The sequence below is a fragment of the Agrobacterium fabrum str. C58 genome, assembly GCF_000092025.1.
Taxonomy (GTDB): domain Bacteria; phylum Pseudomonadota; class Alphaproteobacteria; order Rhizobiales; family Rhizobiaceae; genus Agrobacterium; species Agrobacterium fabrum.
Genome location: NC_003063.2, coordinates 1,824,854 through 1,849,996, shown reverse-complemented (window position 1 = coordinate 1,849,996; position 25,143 = coordinate 1,824,854). Strand labels below are relative to the sequence as shown.

Here is a 25,143-nt window from a genome sequence, read left to right as displayed (position 1 = left end):
CAGGTGTCTTCGGGCCTTTGGAACGCACCTCTCCGCCTCATCACTTTATAAGGAAGCAGAATAGTAGGATTATACATATTATATAATGATGAACGTCGAGCCGGATTGCGCTGTAAACACCGCTTCAGGCACCTGCGTGGATTACCGCCAGCCAAAATCAAAACGGCGCGGACAAAGCCGCGCCGAAAGATTGCAGGTATTGACGGGGAATGTATCAGACCACCGGTGTCGGCAGCTCCCTGCCGGCGAAATGCGCATCGAGATTGGCGAGAACCAGATCAGCCATGGCGCGCCGGGTCTGGTGCGTCCCGCTGCCGATATGCGGGGCAAGCGTGACGTTTTCGAAGGCGAAAAGCGCTTCCGGCACACGTGGCTCATCCTCGAAGACATCAAGCGCTGCGCCACCGATCATGCCGCTCGAAAGCGCCTCGACCAGTGCCTTTTCATCCACCAGCGAACCGCGCGCCACGTTGACGAGCACACCTTGGGGACCGAGAGCCTTCAGCACATCCGCATTGACGATATGGCGTGTTTCAGCGGTGGCAGCAGCGGCGATGATCAGCACGTCGCAATTGGCGGCGAGCTCTTCGATGCTGTCGTGGTAGTCATAGGCCACATCGCGGCGGTTCCTTGCGGTATAGGAAATGCGCGCGTCAAAACCTTCGAGCCGCTTTGCAATGGCCTGACCGATCCGGCCGAGGCCGAAAATGCCGTAACGGCGGCCGGCCACACGGGTGGAAAGACCCATATCGCCCTTCAGCCATTGCCCCGTGCGCACGTGCTGGTCGGCCTGCGGCACCTTGCGCGCCTGCGCCAGAACAAGGCCGAGCGCGAGATCAGCGACATCAGCGGTCAGCACGTCAGGCGTGTTGGAAACGCGAAAACCGCGTCGCTTGGCCTCTCCCAGATCGACCTTGTCGAAACCGACACCGTTGATGGCGACGATTTCGAGGTTGGGGAGTGCGGCGCCGACATCCGCCGGCAGGCCGATATGACCACCCGTGACGACGCCGCGGATTGCCGCCCCCTTTTCGGAAAGGAATGCCGCCTTGTCTGCGGCCTCAAACAGGCGATGCACGGTGAAGCGCTGCGCGAGTTCTTCCTCCAGTGCCGGGATCAGTGGGCACAGTTGTACGATTTCAGCAGTCATTGATATGTCCTTGTGATCCGGCGCTATTTCACATCGGCCTTGACGAATTGCCGGAGTTCCGGCGTTTGCGGATTGGCGAAAAGTTCTGCCGAGCGGCCCTGCTCCCAGATCTTGCCCTTGTGCATGAAGATGGTTTCGGTCGCCACACGGCGCGCAAAGGCCATTTCGTGGGTGACGAGGATCATGGTCATGCCGCCCTTGGCGAGGTTTTCCATGACGGTCAGTACTTCTTCCGTCAGTTCGGGATCGAGCGCCGAGGTCACCTCGTCGAACAGCATCACCTTCGGCCGCATGGCGAGCGAACGGGCAATCGCCACGCGCTGCTGCTGGCCGCCGGAAAGCTGGTCTGGATAGGAATCGAACTTCTCCGACAGACCGACGAGTTGCAGGACCTCGCGGGCAATGTCCTTCGTTTCCGATTTTGCCACATCCTTGACGATGCGCGGCGCAAGCATGATGTTCTCACCGACCGTCAGATGCGGGAAAAGATTGTAGCTCTGGAACACGATGCCGACGTCGGTGCGCAGCTTGCGCAGCGCCGTGGCATCTCCGCCCAGCGCATGGCCGGCGATTTCGATGCGGCCCGAATTGATCTTCTCCAGCCCGTTCATGCAACGCAGCAGCGTGCTTTTACCCGAACCCGAGCGGCCGATGAGGGCAAAGACTTCGCCACGACCGACCGTCAGCGACACGCCTTTGAGGACTTCCAGAGCGCCAAAGCTCTTGTGAACGTTTTCAACGATTACTTCCGGCATGAAGCCTCCTTTCCAGCCAACGCGACAGCTGGGACAACGGGTAGCAGACGATGAAATAAAGCACGGCCACCGCGACGAAGACACGGAACGGCTGGAACGTGGCATTGTTGATGAGCTGCCCCGCTCTTGCCAGTTCGACGAAACCGATGATCGATGCGATGGACGTATTCTTGACGACCTGAACGGCAAAACCGACGGTCGGCGGCAGGGAAATGCGGATCGCCTGCGGCAGGATGACGTAGCGATATTGCTGGGCGCGGGTGAGCGCCAGCGACTCGGACGCTTCCCACTGTTGCTTCGGCACCGCCTGGATGCAGCCGCGCCAGATTTCGGCGAGATAACCCGATGTATAGATCGTCATCGATGCGCCGGCGGCGATCAGTGGCGGCAGTTCCAGTCCAGCAAGGCTGAGGCCGTAATAGGACAGGAACAGGATCATCAGTACAGGAATGCCCTGGATGACCTGGATATAGGTTCCAGCAGCAATACGCAGCAGCTTGTTATCCGAGGTACGGGCGAGTGCGATGAAAAAGCCGACGATGCCGCCGCCGACAAGCGCAATGATCGTCAGAAGCACGGTCCATTGCAGGGCGGTCAAGAGGAAGCCGAATTCGTTCCAGCCGAATGTTCGAAGCGTCATGACTGCACCTCCGGCAAGGCGGTCATCGTCTTGCGGGCCACGCGGCGGCCGAACAGCCACATGCCGACAAGGGCAAGGATGAGCCGCAGGCTGAGCGCCAGCGCAAGATAGATGAGCGTGACGACGATATAGACCTCGAAGGAGCGATAGGTCTGCGATTCCACGAAGGCTGCGGCGGCCGCGAGTTCATGGGTGGAAATGGCCGAACATATGCTCGATGCCAGCATCATCAGCACGAACTGGCTGCACAGCGAAGGATAGACCTTGGCAATCGCTGGCACGATGATAACGTGGCGATAGATCTGGTACTTCGTAAATCCGAGCGCCTCGCCAGCCTCGATCTGCGACTTGTGCACCGCCTCGATGCCGGCGCGGATGATTTCCGTCGAGTAGGCGGCAAGATTGATCGTCATGCCGATAAGTGCTGCCGTATCGGCTCCAACGCGAAAGCCGAGACCCGGCAGGCCGAAATAGACGATAAAGAGCTGCACCAGAAATGGCGTGTTGCGGATCACCTCGACATAGCCGTCCACGATGATGCGGACGATGCCGCCATTGATGGACCGCAGTGAGGCCAGAAGAATGCCGAAAGCACAGCCGAGCACGATGGAGAGGACCGATAGCTTGATCGTCAGCCATATGCCGCTCAACAATTCGTTCTGATATTGGGCAAGTGCGCCGAATTGAAATGTATAGGACATGCGTCACTCCGTGGACATTTCCCGGCCCGCCGGATTTTCTCCCGGCGGGCGCGTTGAATGGCTCAATCAGAAGCTTGGCAGTTGCGGCAGCGGACGGCCGGTCCACTTCACCGAGATACGGTCGAGATCACCCGACATCTTCATGAGATAGATGGAGGTGTTCAGCCACTGGCGCAGCTCGAAATCCTCGATCTTCGTCGCCATGGAATTGCCCTGCTGGAAGAAGGTGAAGCCAACCTGCAGACCGGCTTCCGGACGCTGCTTGATGATCGCCTCGCCGACTGTGGACGGCAGTGCCACGGCATCCACCTGACCGGCAAGCAGTGCCTGGGCGCTGGTGGAATCGTCTTCGTAGACGACGATTTCAAGACCTTCGACATTGGCCTTGCGCAGCGCGGTTTCCTGCGAGGAACCACGATTGACCGAAACACGCTTGCCCTTGAGGCTGTCGAGATTTTCGAACTTCTGGTCCTTGCCGGAGATGATGTCCATGTTGAAGGCGCTGTAAGGCTGCGTGAACATGACGGTCTTGGCGCGTTCACCTGTCGGGGCGAGCGTCGCGACAAGGAAATCGACCTTGCCGGTCTGAAGTGCGGGGATACGTGCCGGCGGCGTCAGTGGCACCAGCTCCACAGGCAGTGACAGGTAAGAACCAATGAGGTTGGCGACGTCGACGTCATAACCGGAAGGATTGCCCTTCTCGTCCACCATGCCCATCGGTGGAGCGCCGGTGAGAACACCGATCTTGACCTTGCCGCGCGCCGTTATCTCGCTCAGCGAAACGGCATTGGCCGAGGTAGTGGCGGCAAGCGTTGCTGCGGCAACACCGACGGCAACGGTCATGTTCTTCAAAAATCTGGATATGCTCATGGTTTCTCCTCCAACCCTGTAGTGGCTGCCCGCGCGGGAGCAGCGGCCCTTGCGCAAACCGAAAAATGTTCTCGATAACATTTTAACCCGATTTGCAAAAAACTCCTCCCAAGATGACGCAAAGATCCGAAATCGGTAGAATTTTCTATGAAATTCAAACAGTTCGGCTGGTTATCGATTTTCCTCTGGTCGACACCATTTCACGTTCTTGGCAGGATCAATAATGCATGTTATCGGTATCATTGCAAGTCCGATCTACAGAACTGTTGCATCGGCATTCATTCGGGAGGGAACCATGTATACACGCTCGGCAATTTTTGAAGGCAGGATCCACGCCGGTCGGGAGGAGGAGTTTTTCCGCATCGTCGAAGAAAAGCTTCTGCCGGTCTGGAAACGCATGCCGAACGCGCAGGCGGTGCGGGTGATGCGCACGGAGCGCACCGACCCGGATGCGGCGGCGATCATCATGGTGCAGGAAATCGACTATCCGTCGATGGAGGCGGTGGAGGAAGCGCTGGTTTCGCCGGTCAGACTGGAAGGCCGGGTGCTGACGGACGAGATGATGAGCATGTGCGACGGGCGTTTTTACCATCTGGTCTATAGCCGCGTCGCATAAATCCGGTGCACGCCGCGTCAATCGCAATCATGCGGCGTGCTTTCCCTTGATATCTTCGTGTATGTCTTGTCCTGAACCGGTTCCAATTCAGGGAGACATGCTTTGGTGGAGCGCACGCCCTTGGCCGCAGCGTTAGTCACGTCAAAAAAAGCAACCATGAGCGACGTCTCGAAACTCGCGGGCGTCTCCAAGATGACGGTCTCACGGGTGCTGGCCGATCCGGCGCTGGTGTCTGAAGACACGCGCCAGAAGGTGATGAAGGCCATCGAGAAGCTTGGCTATGTGCCAGACCGGATCGCCGGTTCGCTGTCTTCCCGGCGCACCAATTTCATCACCGCCATTTTGCCGACGCTCACCAACTCCAACTTCGCCGACAGCGCGCAGGGGCTCGCCAATGCGCTGCGCGCCGCCGATTATCAATTGCTGATCGGCTACACGATGTACGACCTTCTGGAAGAGGAGCGCGTCATCCGCACCATGATGGAGCGCCGCCCGGATGCCATTGTCGTTGCTGGCACTGTCCATACCAAGATGGCGAGCGAAGTTCTGATGCGGGCCGGCATTCCGATTGTGGAGATATGGGACGTGCCCGAACATCCGATCGATCACGCGGTTGGCTTTTCCAACTACGAAGTGGGAAGAACAGCCGCCAAACATCTGATATCGCTTGGCTTTACGAAAATTGGCGCACTTGGCTCAAGGGCCGATGGCGATGTGAAGGACTGGCGTGGAGAAAGCCGCCTTCTCGGCTTTTCCGCAGCGCTGCGCGAAGCCGGCATTTCCGACGATCTCATCATCCGCGAAGGCAGCGCGCCGGTTTCCTACGACCATGGCGCAAAGACGCTCGGTTCCCTGCTGGCGAAGGCACCCGACGTCGAGGCCATCTTCGCGGTCTCCGATATCTCGGCCGTCGGCGCGCTGATGGAATGTCACCGAAGGGGCATTCATGTGCCTGACCGGATTTCCATCCTCGGCTTCGGCGATTTCGATATCGGCCGGCAATGTTATCCGGCAATCTCGACCATCCGCGTCGACGCCCAGATGATCGGACGTAAAGCGGGCGAATTGCTGCTTTCGATATTGGAGCCGGAAAAGGATGCTGTTGTGCCTGAAGGGGCGCGGGTGGACGTCGGTTTCGAGCTGATCGTGCGGGAGACGACGAAGCGGCTGGGTGGTTGATCCATTCTCTTCCCTTATTCCTGTGCTTGCCACAGGAATCCAGCCGACGTGCGTCTCCGCGGCGAGAGATTTCTTCCAGCCCAAGGACTTGGGCTGGCTGGATCCCTGTGACAAGCACAGGGATGAGGGAGAAGAGACGTGTTCTCTCTACCGCGCACCCCACGTATCCGTCAGCCGATACCCCTCCGGCCATGGATCCGACGGATCGAGCATGTGCTGGTGGATACCCGTGATCCAGCCGCGGCCGGAAATTTCCGGCAGGATGGCCGGGCGGTCACCCACCGTTGTGGTTCCCAGAATGCGACCGGTGAAGGTGGAGCCGATCAGCGACACGGCCGTTAGCGTTTCGCCTTCCTTCATTTCACCGCGTGCATGCAGCACAGCCATGCGGGCCGAAAGCGCCGTGCCGGTCGGCGAGCGATCAACCTTGCCTGGCTGGATAGCGACGGCCGCCCCTGCCCTGAGGCCTTCCGCCGTACGCTCCACCTTGCCGGCGAAGAGGCAGAAGGAAAAATGCCGCCAATCCGGGTTTTCGGGATGGTCGAAACCCAAAGCCTTGTTGGCGGCATTGGTGATGCGCACGCCGAGACGGGCAATCTCATGCGCCTCTTCCGGCTTCAGGCTGAACCCCATCGCTTCGGCATCAACGATAACAAAGCTGTCGCCGCCATAGGCGGTATCGACCTTGAGTTTGCCGAGGCCTTCGACCTCGAGTTCGGCATCGAGCTTGGCGGCGAAGCTCGGCAAGTTCTGCACGAAAATGCGCTCGGCCTTGCCGTTACGGCATTCCGCGCGCACCTTCACCAGCCCGCCCGGTGCTTCCAGCAGCATATGGGTTTCCGGCTCCTGCATCGGCACGATACCGCCATCCAGAAGCACGGTGGAAACGCAGATGGAGTTGGAGCCGGACATGGGCGGCGTGTCTTCCGGCTCCATGATGATGAAGGCGGCATCCGCGTCAGGATGTTTCGGCGGCACCAGCAGGTTGACGTGGCGGAAGACGCCGCCGCGCGGTTCGTTGAGCACGAAATTGCGCAGCGTCTCGTCGCGAGCGATGAAACGGCTCTGCTCCCAGATCGTCTCCCCCGGCGGCGGCTTCACCCCGCCGACGATCACATCCCCCACTTCACCTTCCGCATGGGCGGAAATCACATGAACGGTCTTGATACTGCGCATTCAGTTCTCCTCAGGAAAGCCAGACAGGAAGGCGGGATACGGCACGGCCGGTCAGCGCGCTTTCAACGCAGTCGGCAAGACTGCCGAAGCGCACCGCGCGACCGCTGAGGCCCGGACCGTAATGGGCGTATTTGCCGGAATTGGTCATCAGCGCGCGCGTCTTCGTCGGGAAGACCGGCTCGGAAATCGAACACCAGCAGAGATCCGGCAGCACCTGCACGCCGCTGTCCTTCAAGCTCTGCAGCGTGCCGTCCTTGCCGGCCGCATCGATGACCTGCTGGCCGGCGGTAACGATGACGGCAACATCTGCACGACGTTTGCGGCCGGCGAAAACGGCGGCAAGGGCGCGGCACTCCTCCAGCGAGGCGTGCGGACTGCCGATGGCAACAAGCTGCACCTCCTCCGGCCCATCGTTCAGGAGCGACCAGGCGGCGGCCATATCCTGAAGCGAAATGGTGACGGTTTCCGCGGTTTCGAGCGGCGCAAGCCCGGCTTCCGGCGTCGCGCCCTCGATATGCAGCATCGGCGAGGCAGAGGTGGTGCCGAAGGCGGCGCAGAGTGCTTTCAGATCGTCCCGCGACGGCTTTGCGGCGCCAAGGCCGCGCAACAGGGGAATGCAATCCGGTGCAGCCTTGCCGGCAAGATAACCGACGAGCGGCCAGAAGGCGTCATCAATGCCGGCTGGCAGGGCCACGTCAACGATGCGCTGCGGCCGCCGGTTTTCTTCGATATACACGCCTGAAAGCGGCGCCCTGCCCGTCATCGCAATGCAAAGATCGAGAAAGTCAGGATGTTTGGCGGTGCGGGCGCCGAGCACCGTATTGGCGAAGATCACCGCATTTGATTCGGCCCAGGCAATCGATTCGCCGGCACTTGGAGCACTATCCAGCAGGTAAGGCGAACAGGTGAAGGTGGGCTTGCATCCCATGCGCACATAGGCATCCGCCAGTCTTGCAGCGGGATCGCCGAAATCCTCCGGCACGCCCTGTGCGCGCCAGTTGGCCTTGTCCACGGAAATGGCGTTCATGGTCGAAGGAGCCCGCACCTTGCCGCCCATGTCGGCCATTTTTTCCGCAAAGGTAAGGTTGGCGGGGCTGGCATAGATGCAGCCGTCGATATGGCCCTGGGTGACATCAACAAGCGCGGAAGCCCCCTGCTGGGCGGCCATGGCGACGATGATGCGCATGGCCTGACGCACCGCAATGCCATCACGCCCCACAAGCATCGCCCGGTCGTCGTCATTGAGGTCGAGATGTGCCGTCGCCGGCGGGGCGATGGCAAGCGAGACGCCGTCGGCCTTGATGGTATTTTGATCGATGCTGACATGGGCAGCCCGGGAAAAGCGGGAGAAAGTTTCGGCATCGAGGCGGATGACCGGCAATGCCTTGTCGAACATTTCCGCCGCGACAAGCGCACCCAGCGTCAGAACGTCCTCGGCCTCGCAGAAAACCAGTGCCGAAGGCGCACGGCCGGTGAGGATGAGATCGAGCAACACACCCGAGCCGGTGCAGGAGCCGCGGCTGGTCGGCATGAACAGCACGCCGCCGGTGAGACAGATTCCGTGCAGCGGATGATGCACGTCGATCACCTTGCCGGTGGCGGGATCGACCCCACCCCAGAAGCTCAGCGCCTCTGTCGTTGCGATGACCTTGCCTTCGGCGGCACCGGCCAGAATGCTGCGCGCCTCGGGAGCGGCTGTGGTTGAAACGGCAGAAGACATCGAAAATCTCCCTGAAGCATTTCCGGTAAAAGTGCGCAGTGGTTACGCCCGGAAAATGCGTGAAAAAAAGCTAGAGAATTTTTGCGTTTCGGAGAAAAGCCAGAATTCTCTAGAAACGTTGCGGCGAAAATGCCCTTGTATCGATGGCGGGTTTTTGCCCCGTCAGAAGATCGGCGACGATGCGGGCCGTACCCGCCGACTGCGTCAGCCCCAGATGCCCGTGGCCGAAAGCATAGACCACCCTTGCCGTATGCCGCGCTTGCCCGATGGCCGGCAGGCTGTCCGGGAGCGACGGGCGAAAACCCATCCACTGCTTTCCGCCCTCGGTTTTGAGGCCCGGCAGGAAGGCTTTCGCCTTAGCCAGAAGCGCCTCGGACCGGGCGAAATTGGCCGGAAGCTCCAGCCCGCCCAGTTCCACCGCGCCACCGACGCGGATACCAGACGAGAGGCGGGTAACGACGAACCCGTGGCCGCCGAAGGTGACCTGCGTGCGCAGATCAAAAGCGCCTGCTGGCAGGGTAGTATTATAACCCCGTTCCGTTTCCAGCGGAATTTTTTCGCCAAGCGAACGGGCGATGCGGTGCGAGAAGGCACCCGCCGCCAGCACCACCTTACCGGCCTTGCGGGTGCGGCCATCATGGCTCACCACCTCGACGCCGTCTTCCAGCGGTCTGAGCGAAGCCACATCCAGGCATTCGATACGGCCGCCAATGGTGCGGAAATGGTCGGCCAGCGCCAGCGTATAGAACTTGGGATCGGCGATCGAGAACCAGCCGGGCGTGAATGTGCCGCAGGTAAAGCGCGGTGCGATTCCGGGTTGAATTTCGGACATCTGCTCGGTGTTCAGATGCCGGAACTCGATGCCGTGGCGTTCGCGCGCTTTCCAGCCGGCGAGCGAGCTTTCGAATTCCGCCTCGCTTTCATAGACCTGAAGGTTGCCCTCCTTGCGCAGCATGGCAATGGTGTCGGTCTTTCTGAGGAACGGCTCGAGCTCGGCCCTGGAAAGATCCATCATTGCTGTCTGCGCGGCTGTGGAATGCTCGACCTTCGATGCGGCGCAGGCCCGCCAGAAGCGGAACATCCATGGCGCGATCTTCAGCGCATAGGCTGGCGGCACGCTAAGCGGCCCAAGCGGATCGAGAAGCCACTTCGGCGCCTTCCAGAGAATGCCGGGGGATGCAAGCGGCAGGATATCGGTAAAGGCGAAGGCCCCGGCATTGCCGGCAGAAGCGCCCGCCGCCGGTCCCTCGCGGTCGATGACCGTGACTGAAAGACCGCGGCCCTGCGCGGCAATTGCCGCCGAGAGACCGACGACGCCCGCCCCTATGACAATGACATCATGTGCAGGCATTATCGAACGCTCGCCAGGAACTTCTGCGTTTCTGGATGCTGCGGCGCGCCGAACAACTGGTCGGGCGTGCCGATTTCCGCCATCACGCCCTGATGGAAGAAGGCGACGCGGTTCGAGACATCGCGGGCGAAGGCCATTTCATGGGTGACGCAGATCATCGTCATGCCTTCGTCTGCCAGCATCTTCAGCGTATCGAGCACTTCGCCCACCAGCATCGGATCAAGCGCAGAGGTGACTTCGTCAAACAGCATATATTCCGGCGACATGGCAAGCGCGCGGGCAATCGCCATACGCTGCTGCTGGCCGCCCGACATGCGGTTCGGATAGACCTTCAGCTTTTCGGCAAGACCGACATGGGTCAGTTGCTTGACCGCGATTTCCTCGGCCTTTTCTTTCGAGATGCCAAGAACCTTGCGTGGCGCCAGCATGACGTTTTCCAGCACCGTCAGATGTGGAAACGCGTTCCATTGCTGGAAGACAATGCCGACCTTGCGGCGCAGCTTGTTGAGGTCGGTCGATTTGGCATGCACTTCCGTGCCGTCGATGGCGATCTTGCCGCTGTCGATCGGCTCGAGACCGTTGATGCAGGTCAGCAGCGTCGACTTGCCGGAACCGGAGCCGCCGATGATGGTGACGACCTCACCCTTGTTGACGGTGAGGTTGATCCCTTTCAGAACCTCCAGCGGGCCGAAGGATTTGCGGACGTTTTCGATCTCAATCATTGGGGGACCACCGTCTTTCGAGATACCCGCCGAAACGGGCGATGGGGAAGCTGATAAGGAAATAGATGGCGCCGCAGATCATCAGGATGGTCAGCGGTTCCTGCAGGCGGGTCACGAGGATCTGCGAGGCGCGCAGGAGCTCGATGAGGCCGAGCCACAGCACCAGCGCCGAATCCTTCATGACACCGAGCGTCAGCCCGATCCAAGACGGCAGGGACACACGCGTGGCAAGCGGCAACACGATGTAGCGCATATCCTGCGACCAGGTCATGCCGAGCGACCGGCAGGCGCGGCGCGTATTGGACGGCACGGCACCGATGCCGCCGCGCACGATCTCGGTGCAATAGGCTGCCGTATAAAGCGACAGCACGACGCAGGAGGTGGTGAATGGCGGCCAGCCGAGCTTGGCGATCGACTGGAAGGCATTGCCGAGCACCAGTTGGATGAGCAGCGGCACCGAGCGGAAAATATCCAGAACGAAGGTCAGCGGCAGCGACCAGTAAGGGCCGAACTGGAAACGGATGATACCGAAGATGATCCCCATGATGGTGCCTGCCGTGACAGCGACGGCGGTGACAGCAAGCGTCATGCCGGCACCCTTGGCCAGGAAGGCGAGATCACTCCAGGTGAGAGCGGTTTCAAACATGGCTCACCTCTCTCAGTAACGGAACAGACGTGCAGCCAGCAATCTGGCAGCAAGCGTGACGATCTTGGCGATCACATAATAGATGACCGCAGCGAGCGCGAAGAACTCGAAGGTACGGAAAGAACGCGCATTGAGCGCCTGCGTGACGCCGGCGAGATCCGTATTCATGCCGACCGTGACACCAAGCGAGGTCATCAGGATCGCCCAGACCATCTGGTTGGTGGCCGGCAGGAAGGCGACACGCAGCATCTGCGGCATGATGATCAGCCGGAAGGTCTGCATCGAGGTCATGCCGAGCGAACGGCCCGACCGCGTCTGCGTATCCGGGATGGCTTTCAGCGCGCCACGGAAGTTTTCCGCGAGATAACCGGCATTGTTAAACGCGATGCCGACAAGAAGTGCTGTATAGGGGCTTAAGTGAATGCCGAAATTGCCAAGCCCGAAATGAGCCATGTAAATCTGGAACAGCGCCGGCGTGTTGCGGGCGATTTCGACCCAGACGGCGGCGAAAGCGCCGAGAACGCGGTTTCCGGAGAGCCTGAACAAAGTCAGCAGGATGGCGAAGGAAAGACCGATCACCATTGACAGAATGGCGATCTGCAGAGTCACCACCGCACCGTCCAGAAGCTGCGGCAAAGCCTTCAGCGCCTGATTCCAGTGGAATGTATAATTGAACATGAAGCGCCCGCCTTTTCAGAAACGATCAACGGCGCGATCATTTTTGACCGCGCCGTTTACGAAAAGTCCTGATCAGCGATAAACGCCGTTGACGGTGAGCGAGGGAACCTCGCCGCCAACCCATTTCTTGTAGAGTTCGGCGTAACGGCCGGTACGAACCTGCTGGTTGATGAAGAGGTTCAGGTAGTTGATGAAGCCATATTCATCGCGGTTGGTGAACAGCGACACGTAGTCGATGTCATAAGGTGCCTTGCCGACGACGGAGACGCCTGCGAACTTGCCGCTCTTGACGGTAGACTGCGCAACGGTGGAGGTGGAGACCGTGGCGTCGATCTGACCCTGGCTAAGCGCGAGGAACACGTCAGCCTGGGTCTGGTAAGGACGGAATTCACCCACGCCCCATTCCTTGACCGTCTTCTCGAGAGCGATCGCTTCGAAGGTGCCGGCGGTTGCGCCAACCGTCTTGCCCTTCATGTCTTCGAAGGACTTGATGCCGGACTTGTCGTTGGCGGTGACAGCCATTTCGAAGGCAAAATAAGGCACGGTCATGCCCACCGTCTTGGCGCGCTCCAGCGTGTCGGAGGTCGACGCAACGCCGACATCGACGCGGCCGGACATCAGCGCCGGAATACGCTCGGGGAACGGGGTCTCGACGATTTCAGCCGTGACGCCAAGCACCTTGGCCAGATCGTTGCAATAATCGACATCGAAGCCAACAGGGTTGTTGGCGTCATCACGCGCGCCCATCGGCGGGAAATCGAGCACGACGGCGCAACGCAGCGTGCCGGACGAAATGATGTCGTCAAGTTTGTCGGCCTTGGCCGGCGTAAGAGAGAAAGTGGCGGCCAGGAGGCCGGCGACGATGACCGATTTTTTCATTGTTGATTTGCTCCCATCAATTGGTCTGCCGTTGAAGGCGCGATCACTATTTCCCCATGGCAGCGATAAATCAATATAAAAATACAATGAGTATACAAAAAGAATTTTTTGCGTGTGCGAACGAATGAGATTGGTTGAGCGGCCTGAATGGAAAAAACCGCGTAAGCACGGTGTCGCGGCCTATAGATATATCCACCCTTTCCGGCTGACGCCGATTTGCACGTGCTGGCGCCACGACGTGAAAAGACAGATTGCATTAGCCTCGCCTTTGTATACTTTATGTATTCAAAATGTGCGAGCCAGTATCGGAGAACTATGATGAGCGACACGACCACCTTGACCATTGAGGCACTTTTCCAGCGGGTCGAGTCGATTTTTTTGAGGGCTGGGCTGAATGCTGTGCAGTCGGGCGCGTTGGCGCGCGTCATCACCGCCGGCGAACGAGATGCTTGCAAATCGCATGGGATCTACCGCATTGAAGGCGCACTTCGCACCGTCAAGGCGGCCAAGGTGAAGCCCGATGCGATACCGGAAGTGGCGGAAGACGACGGCACGGCTATCGTGAAGGTCAATGCCATGGGCGGTTTCGCCAACCCCGCCTTCGAGCTTGGCCTGCCGGCTCTGGCCGAGCGCGCGAAACGCCTGGGCCTCGCGGCACTCGTCATCAACGACTGCACACATTTTTCGGCACTTTGGCCCGAGGTCGAGGGACTGACCTCGAACGGACTGGCCGGATTGGTGATGTGCCCGAGCTATTCCACCGTCGCACCCACAGGCGGAACCAAGCCGCTGCTCGGCACCAATCCTTTTGCCTTCGGCTGGCCGCGCAAGGACACGTCGCCGTACGTCTTTGATTTCGCGACATCCGTTGCCGCCCGCGGCGAGATAGAACTGCACCGGCGCGCGAGAAAATCCTTGCCGGAAGGATGGGCGGTGGATGCCGATGGCAATCCGACCACCGACCCGGAGGCAGCGCTTGCCGGTGCCATGCTTCCTTTTGGCGGCCACAAGGGTTCGGCCATCGGCACCATGATCGAGCTTCTCGCCGGCATCATGATCGGCGATCTCACCAGCCCCGAAGTGCTCGATTATCTCGGCACCACGACGCTTGCGCCTTTCCACGGCGAATTGATCGTTGCATTCTCCCCGGAAGCCTTCGCCAAGGGGCGTCCTGGTGATCCCTTCCAGCGCGCCGAAGTGCTGTTCGAGGCCATCATCGGCCAGGGCGCCCGCTTGCCCTCCGGCCGCCGCTTTGCCGCCCGCGCCAAATCCGAGAGCGAAGGCATTACTCTCACGGCCGCCGAAATGGCCGGACTCGATCGGTTGCTGGAGAAGGGACTGGACGCGGTCTCCTGACCGCGTTGAGGATCGGAAATGAAAAAGGCCCGCAAATGCGGGCCTTTTATTTTATCACTGTGATGACTCAGGCAGCCTTGCAGGTCTGCACCGCGCCCGGAAGCTTGCTCCAGTCGGCGTACCAGCTGTTGAACAGCTTGAACTGCGCTTCGACATAACCGCGCTGGCTGTCCGTCAGGGCATCGGTTTCGTTGAAGTGCAGCGTGTATTCCTTGTCGCCCTTCAGCACCATCATGTACTTGAAATAGAGAACCAGATCCGGGCCTTCATCGAAGGAGGAGAGCACGGCAAGCGCCTGCTCCAGTTCCAGCGCGCGGGCGCGGGCATCCGCATCACCCTTGGCCGCAGCCTGCGACAGCTTGCAGAGATGAATGACTTCCTTGGGTAGAACATTGCCAATGCCGGTGATGGCGCCGGTTGCACCACAATTGACGAAGCCATGCACAACGGCGGTATCGACGCCGATCATCAGGGTTACTTCATCATCACGGCTGGTGATGTTTTCAGCGGCATAACGCATATCGGCCGGGCCGCCGAATTCCTTGAAGCCGACGAGGTTCTTGTGTTCGGCGCGCAGCGCGAAGAACAGATCGGCGCGGGTCGCGAAACCGTAATAGGGGCTGTTGTAGATGACAGCCGGAATTTCAGGAGCGGCAGAGAGAATGGCCTTGAAGTGAGCCTTCTGGGCGGCGATGACCGAACCGCGCGACAGAACGCGCGGAATAACCATCAGGCCCTTGGCGCCAACCTTCTGGGCATGGACAGCGTGCGCTACGGCAGATGCCGTGTTGACCGCGCCAGTGCCGACGATAACAGGAATGCCGGCCTTGACCAGGCGCTCCACGCCTTCCATGCGCTGCTCGTCCGTCAGGAGCGGCCAGTCGCCCATCGAACCGCAATAAACAACGGCGGACATGCCGTCGGCGATCAGTTCCTTGCCCTTGCGGACAAGCGCATCGAAATCAGGGGTGCGGTCTTGTCTGCACGGGGTCATCAAGGCGGGGATTACGCCGGAAAAAATGCTGGCCGTCATTATGAGCTCCTAAGGCATATGGTTCTCAGGAATGGACGCAGCTCCGCGCCACCCTTTCGATAAGGACATTACTATCTTGTATTTTATTTGTCGACAAGAAATCGACAAGCTACAGACTTATTTCCAGACGCTCGTTCCGCACCAGCAATTTCTGCACCTGCCGCACGATCTGTTCGGCATGTTCGCGCGCCAGCTTTTCCGAAAGAGCGATATCGCGCGTGGCAATGGCCGCGATCATCGCCTCATGATCATCGACGAAACGCCGCGGCAGGCGATCCTCGTAAGACTGGTAATAAAGCCGCAGAATGCGGCGCCCCTCGTCCAGAAGACGCTTGAACAGGCTGGTGAAATAGGGGTTGCGGCCGGCCTCGGCGATGGCAAGGTGAAGGGCGGCGTTGGTGGAGATCATCGCCAGCGCATTCTGCTCTTCCACCGCGACGGCAAATTCCGCATTGTGCGCCCGGATGCCGGCCAGATCTTCCGGACGGTGATATTGTGCGGCGAGCTGCGTGGTGACCCGGTACATCAGCACCAGCGCATCGAAATAGGTGTGCATATTGAGGAAATCGATATTCGACACCATGGTCGAACGGTTCGGCAGCGTATCGATCAGCCCCTCACCCGAAAGCCTGACCAGCGCTTCACGGATCGGCGTGCGCGACATCTTGAACCGTTCGGCAAGCTGCACCTCATCGATCGGGCTGCCCGGCGGCAGCACCAGATCGAGAATCTCGTCGCGCAGCAGATCATAGACCATCTTCACGCCGGAGCCGCGCTTGCGCTCGGCAGAAGCAATTACATCCGTCATCACCAAATCCCTCTTGTCGACATAAAGAGTACTATTATATTTTTTCGTTATCAACGCCGCGCGGCCGCTTCGCTTTCTCGAATGGCGGAATAATTGTTCAAGAACAACCAAAAAGCCGTCGCGGAAATTACCCGCGGCGGCTTTTAATCGTTCGGTTTGTGGCGTGGGCGCCGGGAGGTTCGATTTATCCCAAGAAAGAGGAGCAGGCCTCTTGTTCTGCTCCCCGGCGGGAGAAGAATGTATCGCACCGTCATTCTTCCCATAGTTCCGTGACGCTGCGAAAGCGCCCTTAGTTACGCAAGCCGGTGGCCACGACGGAAATCTTGAACGCGCCATCGAGCGTGGGGTCGAAGGAAGCGCCCATCACCACGTCGGTCTCTTCGCTCACCGCTTCGCGCACCAGCGTCATCGCCTCGTCGATTTCATAAAGCGTCAGATCGTTACCACCCGAGATGGCCACCAGCGCGCCACGCGCCTCCTTCAGCGAGGGTTCGCCCAGCAGCGGATTGGCGATGGCTGCCGCGGCCGCTTCCGAAGCGCGTTTCGGACCCTTGGCCTGCGCAGTGCCCATAAGCGCGCGTCCGCCATTCTTCATGACATAACGCACATCGGCAAAATCGAGATTGACGAGACCTTCGCGCAGGATGAGATCGGTGATGCACCGCACGCCAAGCGACAGAACCTTGTCGGCAGTCTTCAACGCATTTTCGAAGGTGGTGCCGGCATCGGCGATACGCAGCAGGTTCTGGTTGGGAATGACGATGACGGTATCTGCCGTGTTGAGCAGGTTGGCAAAGCCATATTCGGCCGCCCGCATACGCCGCGCGCCCTCGAAGCTGAACGGGAGTGTGACGACGCCGACGGTGAGGATGTTCTTCGCGCGGCAGGCCTCGGCAATGACGGGAGCAGCACCCGTGCCCGTGCCGCCGCCCATGCCGGCAGTGATAAAGCACATGTCGTAGCCGCTCAGGTGATCCATGATCTCATCGAGGGAATCGATCGCCGCCTGACGGCCGACCTCGGGATCGGCGCCTGCGCCGAGGCCGCCGGTCAGTTCGGAGCTCAATTGCACGAGCCGCGGTGCATTGGTTTTCTTCAGCGCCTGCGCATCCGTGTTGGCAGCGATGAAATCCACACCGCTAATGCCCTCGGCAATCATGTTGTTGATCGCATTGCCGCCACCGCCACCGACGCCGACGACGGCGATATTGGGCGTGTTGCGGGCAATGGTGGCGCGCGGAGACTGGGTCATCGTCTTATTCTCTTTCTAAACTCATAGGGTCCGGCGCCGTTTTGACCGCGGCACGCGAATGATCGGCAAGGCCCCGGCGCCTCTGCCCCGACAGGAGAAGAGGGCCGTAACGCTTTGAATTTTCATGCCAGCCTATTGCGCCAAAATGGCGAATAGCAGGCGTTCCAGGGGGCGAAAGATGCTCCACGGTGACGTTCTCCGACCCCTTACCCGGATGAAAACCGAACCGAATCAACTGCTTCGCTATAGAGTGGTCATAGCCGAAAAGGCACGTCGTTTACACTCCATTCACTATGTTTATCTCACTTTGGAACGAGTTACGGCCCAAGGTGTTTGCTAGCCAACAGCGCTCTGGGGCGCATAGAACGGAGACAGGCATATGTTGGCAGACGTATTGCAAAAAGAAACGGGTTACAGCACGCAGCAGCCGCGTGTCCTGATCGTTGAAGACGAGTTTCTGATCGCCATGGATATCGAAGATTCGATCATGCAGGCGGAAGAAGAGGCCAACGTCATCGGTATCGCCAACCGGCTGGATCAGGCCGTAGCGCTCGGCAGCCGTGCCGATATCGCCTTCGTCGACGTCAATCTTGCAGATGGACAGACCGGACCGGAGATCGGAAGGCGGCTCTCGGAAGATCATGGCGTCGTGGTGATCTTCATGACGGCAAACCCTGAAGTCGTCGTCAATCTCGGTATCGGCGCCGGCGTGATCGCCAAGCCAGTACCGCAGGACGCAGTCGAACAATGCCTTTCCTACGCGCTCGCCAAACGCGCCGGCACCCGCGCCGTAACGCCCATCGGCATGATGGCTTTCGACTGAGCGATTTCCTGAAAACGAAAGAAAATACCCCAAAACAAAAAAGCCTGCCGCGGGAGGAGGTGCGGCAGGCTTTCTGAAAAGATGAACAGCGATATGGGAGGAGGAAAACCGCTGTCCCCGGGGCAATCCTTTGGGAGGAGGAGTAGGATCACCCGCATTACCGAAAGGATGTGGGAGGAGGTACATCCGTTTCGATGATTGGAAGATAGCATTTTTCTGCGCATTTCACAGGCACAAGGTTGCAGCACAGATATGCGCTATATGCATGGCAATTTTCGCACTCCAAAAATACGGCGCGCTATTCGCCGAAGATTGCGTGATCCTGATCGCGAGAGGCGCCAAGCCCTTTGCCTGTGGCAGGACAAACCGCGCGCGTAATGAACCGCATCGCCAAGCAGGAGAGCCATGGAACAAAGGGCTCCAAAAACAAAAACGCCCGCGAAGCGGGCGTTGAAGTATTTATAAGTGGCGATATCGCCTGCATTTACTTGCCGACGGCGGCGCGGGCAACGCTGGTGATCTGGCTGCGATCAATACCGAGATCGTGCAGTTCACGGGCGCTCATGCGGCCCAGCTCGTTGATGGTCTGACGATATTTGCGCCAATTGTTGAAGCTGCGTGTTACGTTCATGACATGACCCTTTCTGAGGTTTAGGTGACGTCAGCAACGTTTTCGTTCCGGCGTCCTTTGATGCCCTCTATATGCGCTTTATCATGCCCAATGAACAGGCAGAATAAGGCAATCCACCCATGCGCTGTGTGCAATGGTTCCAATTTACCTTTTCCAGGAAAATGAGTGACCGCTGAAAATTCAGCCACATGGACGGCGTGGCTACACGGCCCGCGCCTTAAAACTTGTAGCGCAGGCCGAAAACGTTAGCGTTCGTCGCGCCCTTCATATTGCCCAATGTCTTGCCACCGCCGGAGCGGTGGTGAAGGCGCCAGAAGAATTCCGTCGAGGAATCTTCGCTGAAGGAGACGTTGATTTCCGGCCCCAGATAAAACAGGACGTTGGCATTGCCATCATCCTTGATTTCCTGCTCGCGTTCGCGACCCCGCTGTGCGTCCGTGACGAGGCTAAGGCCGGCGGTGAAGCTCGGCGTGATAAACAGCCGCTCGCCGAGCCTGATCTGCTCATAACGCGCGACCGGGCCTGCCCACACCTCACCGGTAAAACCCTTGCCGAACCTTGCGGCAATGCCGATTTCGCCGCCCAGCTTCACATTGCCGAGACGATAGGGATAGAACTGGTAACCGCCGCCCAGAATGGCATTCTTTTCATATTCCACGGGAATGAGGGCAGCGCTTTTCAACATGTCTTCTTTCGTCAACACACCGCCGAAACCGAATATCGCCTCGCTTGTCTCCGAAGCCATATCCTCCGATGCGAAAGACGGTGTCGCGGCCAGTGCGATCATGGCCGCCAGCGACAGACGTGCTGCGATATTCATTTGCTACTCCTGAACAAAGCCCTCTTTTACCCAGCCGTCTCATAGGCATATTCCCCGAAGGCGAACATACCGTTACCGAACACAATTAATTCAACTCGTCCGGAAATGCTTGAAAATGGGCGCTCTTCCGTCGTTCAGCGCAGAAACCGCCGGAAGCGGCGAAGCGCAAAAATGAAGAGCGCCGAGCCGATGGCGAGCAGCGCCAGCAATTGCGGCCAGACCACATCCAGCCCCCCCCCCCTGAAAAGCACCGATTGCGCCAGAATGACAAAATGCGTGTTGGGTGCGAGCAGCATGATGTACTGGATGATATCAGGCATGCTTTCGCGCGGCGTCATGGCGCCGGACAGCACTTGCAACGGCAAGAGGAACAGTATCAGCAGCATGCCGAATTGCGGCATGGAACCTGCCACTGTCGCGAGGAAAATACCCATCGAGGTCATCGCAAAAAGCTGCAACGCCGTTCCAAGCAGGAAAAGGGAAAGCGAGCCTTCGATGGGGATGGCGAGCAGCCCCTTAACGACAACGAAAAGGGAAAATGCCGAGGCCACCAGCACGACAAGACCCATGGACCAGACCTTGCTGAGCATGATTTCCAGCGGCGTGACCGGCATGACCAGCAGATGCTCGACCGTGCCATGTTCGCGCTCACGAATGAGCGCCGCCCCCGTCAGCACGATCGACAGCATGGTGATGGCGGTGATGATATTGTTGATCGAGCCGAACCAGGATTTGTCCAGTTCTGGGTTGAAACGAGAACGTAGCGTCAGATCGACTGGCACCGTCGTCGCGCCGCGATAGCGGTTGACATATTCCTGAACTTCGCTCGTCACGATGTTCTGCACATAACCACCGCCGCTGAAGGCCTGGCTCATGCGGGTGGCATCGATATTGAGCTGGATGGCAGGCTGCTGCCCGGCCATAAGCCGACGCTGGAAATCCGGCGGGATGTTGAGCGCGAAGGTGTCGAGCCCGGCATCCATGCGCTTGTCCATCTCAGCAATGGAAATCTGCTTTGGCGGCGCGAAATAGGGCGGATAAAACGCTGTGCTGATGCGGCCGGAAAGCGGCGACTGATCCTCGTCCACGATTGCGATGGCGGCATTGTTCAGGGTTTCGGGCAACGCGCTGGAGCCGGTGTAGATCTGCAGCGTGAAGGCGTAAACGATCAAGAGCAGCAGCATGCCATCACGCGCAAGCCCGCGCAGTTCCTTGATACCGAGCTGGAAGATATTGGACGAAAACAACCTCATGACGCCTGTTTCCTCAAAAGAGCAGCACCGGCGATGAGCAGCAGCGGAATGGCAATGAGAAGCGGCAGGAAAGAACCGGAAAGACCGGCGAAATCCAGCCCCTTGGAAAAGGTGCCGCGTGAAATAGTCATGAAATAGGTGGCGGGATAGATGTTACCGATAAAGGCCCCCGCCCCCTGCAGCGACGAAACGGGATCGATCATGCCCGAATATTGTGTGGCCGGAATGAGCGTCAGCAAGGCCGTGCCGAAGATCGCCGCGATCTGGCTCTTCATAAAGGAAGACATGACGAGACCGATGGACGTGGCGATGATGACGAAGAGCAAAGCTCCCGTCGCGTAAGCGAGATAACTGCCGGTAAACGGCACCTGGAAGATGAATATCGCAAATGCGGTCAGCAGCAGGAAATTGAGCATTCCGAGCGCCACATAGGGAAGCTGTTTTCCTATCAGGAATTCCAGCCGCGTGGTCGGCGTCACGTAGAGGTTGACGATGGAGCCAAGCTCTTTTTCCCGGACGACGCTGAGGGCCGCCAGCATGGCAGGAATGAGCATCAGCAGCAGCGGAATGACCGCCGGGACCATGGCGACGAGGCTTTTGACATCGGGATTGTAACGATAGCGCGTTTCGATGCTGAAACTACTTTGCGTCGCTGCATTGCCATAGATTTCGCTCGCCTTGCGCGCCAGCCATGTCTGGTGCATTCCCTGCACGTAACCGCGCACGGTTTCTGCCCGCTGCGGCATGGCGCCGTCGATCCAGGCGCCGACCTCCACCGTCTTGCCGCGCAGGACATCGCGGCCGAAACCGGGTGGAATTTCGATGGCGAGGCTGAGTTCCCCGTCGCGCATTCGCCGGTCCATATCGGCATAGTCGCGGATCGGCTCTTTCTCGATGAAATAACGGGAACCGGCTATGTCGAGCACGTAATCGCGGCTGATGGTGGAATCGTCACGGTCCAGTACCGCGAAGGACAGGTCCTCAACATCGAGATTGATGCCGTAACCGATCACGAACATCAGGATGACGCTGCCGAGAACCGCCAATGTGCCGCGAATGGGATCTCGCTGCAGTTCCAGCGCCTCTCGGCGGGTATAGCTGAACATGCGCCGGACATCGAAAAACCGTTTGCGGGCAGGTGTTGCGTGTTGGGTCGGAACCACCTCCGTTGCCGGAGCGGGCGCTATTGCAGGCTCCGCCTTTTTGACACCCGAGGCATCCTCGAGATAGGCGACAAAAGCCTCTTCCAGCGTTTCGGCATTACGGCTTTTGGTAATCGCGTCAGGCGTATCGCTGATCAGCACCTTGCCGGCATGCATCAACGAAATCCGGTCGCAACGCTCCGCCTCATTCATGAAATGGGTGGAGATGAAGATGGTGACATTGTCGTTGCGGGAGAGATCAGCGAGGATTTGCCAGAAGCCGTCGCGCGCCACCGGGTCGACACCCGAAGTCGGCTCATCGAGGATAAGAATGTCGGGCGAATGGATCATCGCCACCGCAAGCGACAGTCTTTGCCGGATGCCAAGCGGCAGGTCGTCCGGCAGCGTATCCATGACGGTGCCGAGATCAAAGCGCTCCGCCATCTCGGCGATGCGCGGCTGAATGGTCGCTTCCGGCAGCTTGAACAGCCGCGCGTGAAGATCGAGGTTCTGTCGTACCGTGAGTTCGGAATAGAGCGAAAAGGCCTGGCTCATGTAACCGACGCGGTGGCGGATCGCCATGTCGCTGGCATCCACCTTGTGGCCGAAAAGCTTCGCCTCGCCTTCACTGGCAGCCAGAAGCCCGGTCAGCATCTTCATGGTGGTGGATTTTCCGCAGCCATTAGAGCCGAGAAAGCCGAAAATCTCGCCGCGCGGGATTTTGAAGCTGACATTGTCGACGGCGGTGAAATCACCGAAGCGCATACTGAGATGCGACGCCTCGATGGCATAGTCACCATCATGCGTCACCCTGCGTGGCGCGATATGCACCTCGTGGTAGTCCTTGCGCTTTTCTTCCGGAAGAAGCGCAATAAAGGCGGCATCGAGATTGGCGGTCGAGGTGCGTTCGAGAAGTTCGCCGGGGGAGCCGGTGGCGAGGATCTTGCCGCCATCCATGGCGACCAGCCAGTCGAAACCGGCGGCCTCTTCCATATAGGCCGTCGCGACAATCACGCTCATGCCCGGACGACCGGCACGGATGGAATCGATAAGTTCCCAGAATTGCCGGCGCGACAGCGGATCGACGCCCGTTGTTGGCTCATCGAGAATGAGCAGGTCAGGATCGTGGATCAGCGCACAGCAGAGCCCGAGCTTCTGTTTCATGCCGCCGGAAAGCTTCATGGCCGGCCGGTCGGCAAAACGTTCAAGACCAGTACTTTTCAGCAACTCGGCAATGCGTGCCTTTCTCTCCCTGCCATCCTGCCCGAACAGCCTGCCGAAAAAGTCGATATTTTCGAAGACTGAGAGGGTTGGATAAAGGTTCTTACCGAGGCCCTGCGGCATATAGGCGATGCGCGGGCAGGTATCCTCGCGGTGGCGCGGATCGGACATATCGCCGGCCAGAACCTCCACATTGCCCTTCTGTATGGCGCGCGCGCCGGAAATCAGAGACAGCAGACTGGACTTGCCGACACCGTCAGGCCCGATAAGGCCGATCATCCGTCCGGCGGGAATTTCGACCGATATATCGGCAAGCGCAACCGTGCTGCCAAAAGCCAGCCGTACATCCGTCAACCGTGCGACCGGGGCGCCGGGATCGTTTTTAGTATTCGTCGCGGAGGGCGTGACCATCGCGGCCACCCTCACTTCACAAGATTGCGTTCGAGATTTTCCGGCCAGGCGGCCTGCGGATCAAGCCGGACATAAGCCATGCCGGGAAGACCGGTTTTGACGTACTGAATATATTTCTGCAGCAGTTCCTGCGGGATCTGCGCCCGCACCCGGAAAGTGAGCTTCTGGCGCTCCTCCTCGGTTTCCACCGTCTTTGGCGTGAATTGCGCCACATCGGCGACGAAGGAGACCTTGGCGGGAATGGTATATTGCGGCGCGGCGTCGAGGATCAGGCGCACATCCGAGCCCATGGATGTGCGGCCAGCCTCGGCCGTTGGGAGGAAAAACGTCATATAGACATCGCCGAGATCGACAAGGTTGAGAACCCGCCCGCCGGCGGAGAGCACTTCGCCGGGCTGGGCGATGCGATATTGCACCCGGCCGTCGCGGGGTGATTTCAGCGTCGCATCGACTATGTCAGTCTCGATGCTCTCAATATCGGCCTGCGCGGCATCGACAGCCGCTTCCGCATCGATGATCTGAGCCTTGGCGGCGTTGATTGCCGCATCAGAGGCGGCAAGCGAGGCCTGCGCCGAGGCAAGAGTGGCGCGGGCGGACTGTTCTGTCGCCTCGCTGTCATCGACGATCTGCTGCGACACGGCGTTGCCGGTCAGCAGCTGTCTTGAGCGCGCATAGGTCTTGGACGCCGAATCAAGCTGGGCCTTGCGCTGTTCCACCACCGCAAGCGCCGAGGTCTTTTCCGCCTCCCGCTGGGCAACGAGGCTATGGGCGGTATCGATTGCGATCTTTGCACGGCGAAGCTGCGCTTCCGCCTGCCGCTTTTTGGCCTCCAGCTGGGCCGTGTCCATCTGGGCAAGCACCTGCCCTGCCTTCACGAAATCGCCTTCGCGCACCATGATGTCCTGAAGGCGGCCGGCAGTTTTGGTGGAGATATCGATCTCGACCGCCTCGATCCGACCGTTACTGGCCACGAAACCGGAGGGCAGACCCTCTGCCGTCAACTTCGACCAGGCGAAATAGGCAGCAATGGCAAGAACCACAACCGCCAGACCAATGAGCAAGCCTTTTTTAGACATCCGTCTTCCCCCTGCGCCCCTGTAGTTTCAACCGTAATACGATGAAACCGAAGAAGCCAGCCACCTTTACGTTCATAATTCATACCTGATATTTCCACTGTTGAAGGGAGAAGACAGGTTGCTGGGGGCTGTTTAGGTGAGGAAGGGCCTCGAGGCTTTGACACACGTCAAGTGAACCACATTACGTCGACACAAGTTCGGCATGGCGAAGGCAAAAAAATGCCCGGGCCCCTG

Annotated in this window: 24 protein-coding genes; 4 read left to right on the top strand and 20 right to left on the bottom strand. The window is 59.2% G+C overall.

Features of this window, described 5'->3' with window-relative positions:
- Positions 1-214 precede the first annotated feature (214 nt).
- The 5 genes from ATU_RS22000 to ATU_RS21980 form a co-directional block, all read right to left on the bottom strand.
- Positions 215-1,150: a 2-hydroxyacid dehydrogenase gene (locus tag ATU_RS22000; RefSeq protein ID WP_010974076.1), complete on the bottom strand. Its 936-nt coding sequence runs from the start codon at positions 1,148-1,150 to the stop codon at positions 215-217.
- Positions 1,151-1,173: 23 nt separating this feature from the next.
- Positions 1,174-1,905: an amino acid ABC transporter ATP-binding protein gene (locus ATU_RS21995; RefSeq protein ID WP_004431334.1), complete on the bottom strand. Its 732-nt coding sequence runs from the start codon at positions 1,903-1,905 to the stop codon at positions 1,174-1,176.
- Positions 1,886-2,545 (bottom strand): amino acid ABC transporter permease, encoded by a 660-nt coding sequence (locus tag ATU_RS21990; protein ID WP_010974074.1) that lies wholly within the window; start codon positions 2,543-2,545, stop codon positions 1,886-1,888. The genes ATU_RS21995 and ATU_RS21990 overlap by 20 nt, the downstream gene beginning before the upstream one ends.
- The gene (locus tag ATU_RS21985; protein WP_004431329.1) at positions 2,542-3,246 is read right to left on the bottom strand and encodes an amino acid ABC transporter permease; all 705 of its coding nucleotides are present in this window, start codon (positions 3,244-3,246) and stop codon (positions 2,542-2,544) included. The genes ATU_RS21990 and ATU_RS21985 overlap by 4 nt, the downstream gene beginning before the upstream one ends.
- A 66-nt stretch (positions 3,247-3,312) precedes the next feature.
- Positions 3,313-4,116: a transporter substrate-binding domain-containing protein gene (locus ATU_RS21980; protein ID WP_010974073.1), complete on the bottom strand. Its 804-nt coding sequence runs from the start codon at positions 4,114-4,116 to the stop codon at positions 3,313-3,315.
- A gap of 295 nt (positions 4,117-4,411) precedes the next feature.
- Here ATU_RS21980 and ATU_RS21975 point away from each other — a divergent pair, with 295 nt between their 5' ends.
- Together ATU_RS21975 and ATU_RS21970 are read left to right on the top strand one after the other, a co-directional pair.
- The gene (locus tag ATU_RS21975; RefSeq protein WP_010974072.1) at positions 4,412-4,732 is read left to right on the top strand and encodes a hypothetical protein; all 321 of its coding nucleotides are present in this window, start codon (positions 4,412-4,414) and stop codon (positions 4,730-4,732) included.
- 156 nt (positions 4,733-4,888) lie between these two features.
- The gene (locus tag ATU_RS21970) at positions 4,889-5,911 is read left to right on the top strand and encodes a LacI family DNA-binding transcriptional regulator (RefSeq protein WP_035257198.1); all 1,023 of its coding nucleotides are present in this window, start codon (positions 4,889-4,891) and stop codon (positions 5,909-5,911) included.
- 147 nt (positions 5,912-6,058) lie between these two features.
- Here ATU_RS21970 and ATU_RS21965 read toward each other — a convergent pair whose 3' ends face one another.
- The 7 genes from ATU_RS21965 to ATU_RS21935 form a co-directional block, all read right to left on the bottom strand.
- Positions 6,059-7,087, bottom strand: coding sequence for a trans-3-hydroxy-L-proline dehydratase (locus ATU_RS21965; RefSeq protein ID WP_006700304.1), 1,029 nt, complete (start codon positions 7,085-7,087; stop codon positions 6,059-6,061).
- A 10-nt stretch (positions 7,088-7,097) separates the two neighbouring features.
- Positions 7,098-8,807 (bottom strand): cis-3-hydroxy-L-proline dehydratase, encoded by a 1,710-nt coding sequence (gene lhpI / locus ATU_RS21960; RefSeq protein ID WP_010974070.1) that lies wholly within the window; start codon positions 8,805-8,807, stop codon positions 7,098-7,100.
- Positions 8,808-8,916: 109 nt separating this feature from the next.
- Complete coding sequence (locus ATU_RS21955) at positions 8,917-10,158, bottom strand: NAD(P)/FAD-dependent oxidoreductase (RefSeq protein WP_010974069.1); 1,242 nt, start codon at positions 10,156-10,158, stop codon at positions 8,917-8,919.
- Entirely contained in the window at positions 10,158-10,880 is a 723-nt protein-coding gene (locus ATU_RS21950) for an amino acid ABC transporter ATP-binding protein (protein ID WP_006312398.1), read from the bottom strand. Before ATU_RS21950 ends, ATU_RS21955 begins: the two co-directional genes overlap by 1 nt.
- Positions 10,873-11,526 (bottom strand): amino acid ABC transporter permease, encoded by a 654-nt coding sequence (locus tag ATU_RS21945; RefSeq protein ID WP_006312400.1) that lies wholly within the window; start codon positions 11,524-11,526, stop codon positions 10,873-10,875. Before ATU_RS21945 ends, ATU_RS21950 begins: the two co-directional genes overlap by 8 nt.
- Before the next feature lie 12 nt (positions 11,527-11,538).
- Positions 11,539-12,204 (bottom strand): amino acid ABC transporter permease, encoded by a 666-nt coding sequence (locus ATU_RS21940; protein ID WP_006312403.1) that lies wholly within the window; start codon positions 12,202-12,204, stop codon positions 11,539-11,541.
- Positions 12,205-12,276: 72 nt separating this feature from the next.
- On the bottom strand, positions 12,277-13,083 hold the full coding sequence (locus tag ATU_RS21935; protein WP_010974068.1) for an ABC transporter substrate-binding protein: 807 nt from the start codon (positions 13,081-13,083) through the stop codon (positions 12,277-12,279).
- 318 nt (positions 13,084-13,401) lie between these two features.
- Here ATU_RS21935 and ATU_RS21930 point away from each other — a divergent pair, with 318 nt between their 5' ends.
- Positions 13,402-14,439, top strand: a complete 1,038-nt coding sequence (locus ATU_RS21930) for an Ldh family oxidoreductase (protein ID WP_010974066.1) — start codon at positions 13,402-13,404, stop codon at positions 14,437-14,439.
- A 67-nt stretch (positions 14,440-14,506) separates the two neighbouring features.
- Here ATU_RS21930 and ATU_RS21925 read toward each other — a convergent pair whose 3' ends face one another.
- The 3 genes from ATU_RS21925 to ftsZ all read right to left on the bottom strand — a co-directional run bounded on the left by ATU_RS21925 (position 14,507) and on the right by ftsZ (position 17,532).
- Positions 14,507-15,472 (bottom strand): dihydrodipicolinate synthase family protein, encoded by a 966-nt coding sequence (locus tag ATU_RS21925; protein WP_010974065.1) that lies wholly within the window; start codon positions 15,470-15,472, stop codon positions 14,507-14,509.
- 109 nt (positions 15,473-15,581) lie between these two features.
- Positions 15,582-16,280 (bottom strand): GntR family transcriptional regulator, encoded by a 699-nt coding sequence (locus tag ATU_RS21920; RefSeq protein WP_010974064.1) that lies wholly within the window; start codon positions 16,278-16,280, stop codon positions 15,582-15,584.
- Positions 16,281-16,569: 289 nt separating this feature from the next.
- Positions 16,570-17,532, bottom strand: a complete 963-nt coding sequence (ftsZ, locus tag ATU_RS21915) for a cell division protein FtsZ (protein ID WP_006312408.1) — start codon at positions 17,530-17,532, stop codon at positions 16,570-16,572.
- A 379-nt stretch (positions 17,533-17,911) separates the two neighbouring features.
- Between ftsZ and ATU_RS21910 the strand changes: the two genes are divergently transcribed.
- Complete coding sequence (locus ATU_RS21910) at positions 17,912-18,355, top strand: response regulator (protein ID WP_010974063.1); 444 nt, start codon at positions 17,912-17,914, stop codon at positions 18,353-18,355.
- 484 nt (positions 18,356-18,839) lie between these two features.
- On the opposite strand, the gene ATU_RS21905 is transcribed toward ATU_RS21910, so the two are convergent.
- The 5 genes from ATU_RS21905 to ATU_RS21885 form a co-directional block, all read right to left on the bottom strand.
- Positions 18,840-18,986 carry a DUF1127 domain-containing protein gene (locus ATU_RS21905; RefSeq protein ID WP_071241536.1) on the bottom strand — a complete coding sequence of 49 codons (147 nt, stop codon included), beginning with the start codon at positions 18,984-18,986 and terminating at the stop codon, positions 18,840-18,842.
- Between the two features lie 217 nt (positions 18,987-19,203).
- Complete coding sequence (locus tag ATU_RS21900) at positions 19,204-19,806, bottom strand: hypothetical protein (RefSeq protein ID WP_035257202.1); 603 nt, start codon at positions 19,804-19,806, stop codon at positions 19,204-19,206.
- A gap of 134 nt (positions 19,807-19,940) precedes the next feature.
- A complete protein-coding gene (locus ATU_RS21895; protein ID WP_010974060.1) occupies positions 19,941-21,059 on the bottom strand; it encodes an ABC transporter permease in 1,119 nt (372 codons plus the stop codon).
- On the bottom strand, positions 21,056-23,833 hold the full coding sequence (gene rbbA / locus ATU_RS21890; protein ID WP_010974059.1) for a ribosome-associated ATPase/putative transporter RbbA: 2,778 nt from the start codon (positions 23,831-23,833) through the stop codon (positions 21,056-21,058). Before rbbA ends, ATU_RS21895 begins: the two co-directional genes overlap by 4 nt.
- Before the next feature lie 11 nt (positions 23,834-23,844).
- Entirely contained in the window at positions 23,845-24,909 is a 1,065-nt protein-coding gene (locus ATU_RS21885; RefSeq protein ID WP_006312415.1) for an HlyD family secretion protein, read from the bottom strand.
- Positions 24,910-25,143 lie beyond the last annotated feature (234 nt).

What these genes read in the sequence shown, in the direction of transcription:
- ATU_RS22000 (WP_010974076.1), bottom strand. Translation starts at nt 1,150, where the DNA reads ATGACTGCTGAAATCGTACAACTGTGCCCACTGATCCCGGCACTGGAG.
- ATU_RS21995 (WP_004431334.1), bottom strand. Translation starts at nt 1,905, where the DNA reads ATGCCGGAAGTAATCGTTGAAAACGTTCACAAGAGCTTTGGCGCTCTG.
- ATU_RS21990 (WP_010974074.1), bottom strand. Translation starts at nt 2,545, where the DNA reads ATGACGCTTCGAACATTCGGCTGGAACGAATTCGGCTTCCTCTTGACC.
- ATU_RS21985 (WP_004431329.1), bottom strand. Translation starts at nt 3,246, where the DNA reads ATGTCCTATACATTTCAATTCGGCGCACTTGCCCAATATCAGAACGAA.
- ATU_RS21980 (WP_010974073.1), bottom strand. Translation starts at nt 4,116, where the DNA reads ATGAGCATATCCAGATTTTTGAAGAACATGACCGTTGCCGTCGGTGTT.
- ATU_RS21975 (WP_010974072.1), top strand. Translation starts at nt 4,412, where the DNA reads ATGTATACACGCTCGGCAATTTTTGAAGGCAGGATCCACGCCGGTCGG.
- ATU_RS21970 (WP_035257198.1), top strand. Translation starts at nt 4,889, where the DNA reads ATGAGCGACGTCTCGAAACTCGCGGGCGTCTCCAAGATGACGGTCTCA.
- ATU_RS21965 (WP_006700304.1), bottom strand. Translation starts at nt 7,087, where the DNA reads ATGCGCAGTATCAAGACCGTTCATGTGATTTCCGCCCATGCGGAAGGT.
- lhpI (WP_010974070.1), bottom strand. Translation starts at nt 8,807, where the DNA reads ATGTCTTCTGCCGTTTCAACCACAGCCGCTCCCGAGGCGCGCAGCATT.
- ATU_RS21955 (WP_010974069.1), bottom strand. Translation starts at nt 10,158, where the DNA reads ATGCCTGCACATGATGTCATTGTCATAGGGGCGGGCGTCGTCGGTCTC.
- ATU_RS21950 (WP_006312398.1), bottom strand. Translation starts at nt 10,880, where the DNA reads ATGATTGAGATCGAAAACGTCCGCAAATCCTTCGGCCCGCTGGAGGTT.
- ATU_RS21945 (WP_006312400.1), bottom strand. Translation starts at nt 11,526, where the DNA reads ATGTTTGAAACCGCTCTCACCTGGAGTGATCTCGCCTTCCTGGCCAAG.
- ATU_RS21940 (WP_006312403.1), bottom strand. Translation starts at nt 12,204, where the DNA reads ATGTTCAATTATACATTCCACTGGAATCAGGCGCTGAAGGCTTTGCCG.
- ATU_RS21935 (WP_010974068.1), bottom strand. Translation starts at nt 13,083, where the DNA reads ATGAAAAAATCGGTCATCGTCGCCGGCCTCCTGGCCGCCACTTTCTCT.
- ATU_RS21930 (WP_010974066.1), top strand. Translation starts at nt 13,402, where the DNA reads ATGAGCGACACGACCACCTTGACCATTGAGGCACTTTTCCAGCGGGTC.
- ATU_RS21925 (WP_010974065.1), bottom strand. Translation starts at nt 15,472, where the DNA reads ATGACGGCCAGCATTTTTTCCGGCGTAATCCCCGCCTTGATGACCCCG.
- ATU_RS21920 (WP_010974064.1), bottom strand. Translation starts at nt 16,280, where the DNA reads ATGACGGATGTAATTGCTTCTGCCGAGCGCAAGCGCGGCTCCGGCGTG.
- ftsZ (WP_006312408.1), bottom strand. Translation starts at nt 17,532, where the DNA reads ATGACCCAGTCTCCGCGCGCCACCATTGCCCGCAACACGCCCAATATC.
- ATU_RS21910 (WP_010974063.1), top strand. Translation starts at nt 17,912, where the DNA reads ATGTTGGCAGACGTATTGCAAAAAGAAACGGGTTACAGCACGCAGCAG.
- ATU_RS21905 (WP_071241536.1), bottom strand. Translation starts at nt 18,986, where the DNA reads ATGAACGTAACACGCAGCTTCAACAATTGGCGCAAATATCGTCAGACC.
- ATU_RS21900 (WP_035257202.1), bottom strand. Translation starts at nt 19,806, where the DNA reads ATGAATATCGCAGCACGTCTGTCGCTGGCGGCCATGATCGCACTGGCC.
- ATU_RS21895 (WP_010974060.1), bottom strand. Translation starts at nt 21,059, where the DNA reads ATGAGGTTGTTTTCGTCCAATATCTTCCAGCTCGGTATCAAGGAACTG.
- rbbA (WP_010974059.1), bottom strand. Translation starts at nt 23,833, where the DNA reads ATGGTCACGCCCTCCGCGACGAATACTAAAAACGATCCCGGCGCCCCG.
- ATU_RS21885 (WP_006312415.1), bottom strand. Translation starts at nt 24,909, where the DNA reads ATGTCTAAAAAAGGCTTGCTCATTGGTCTGGCGGTTGTGGTTCTTGCC.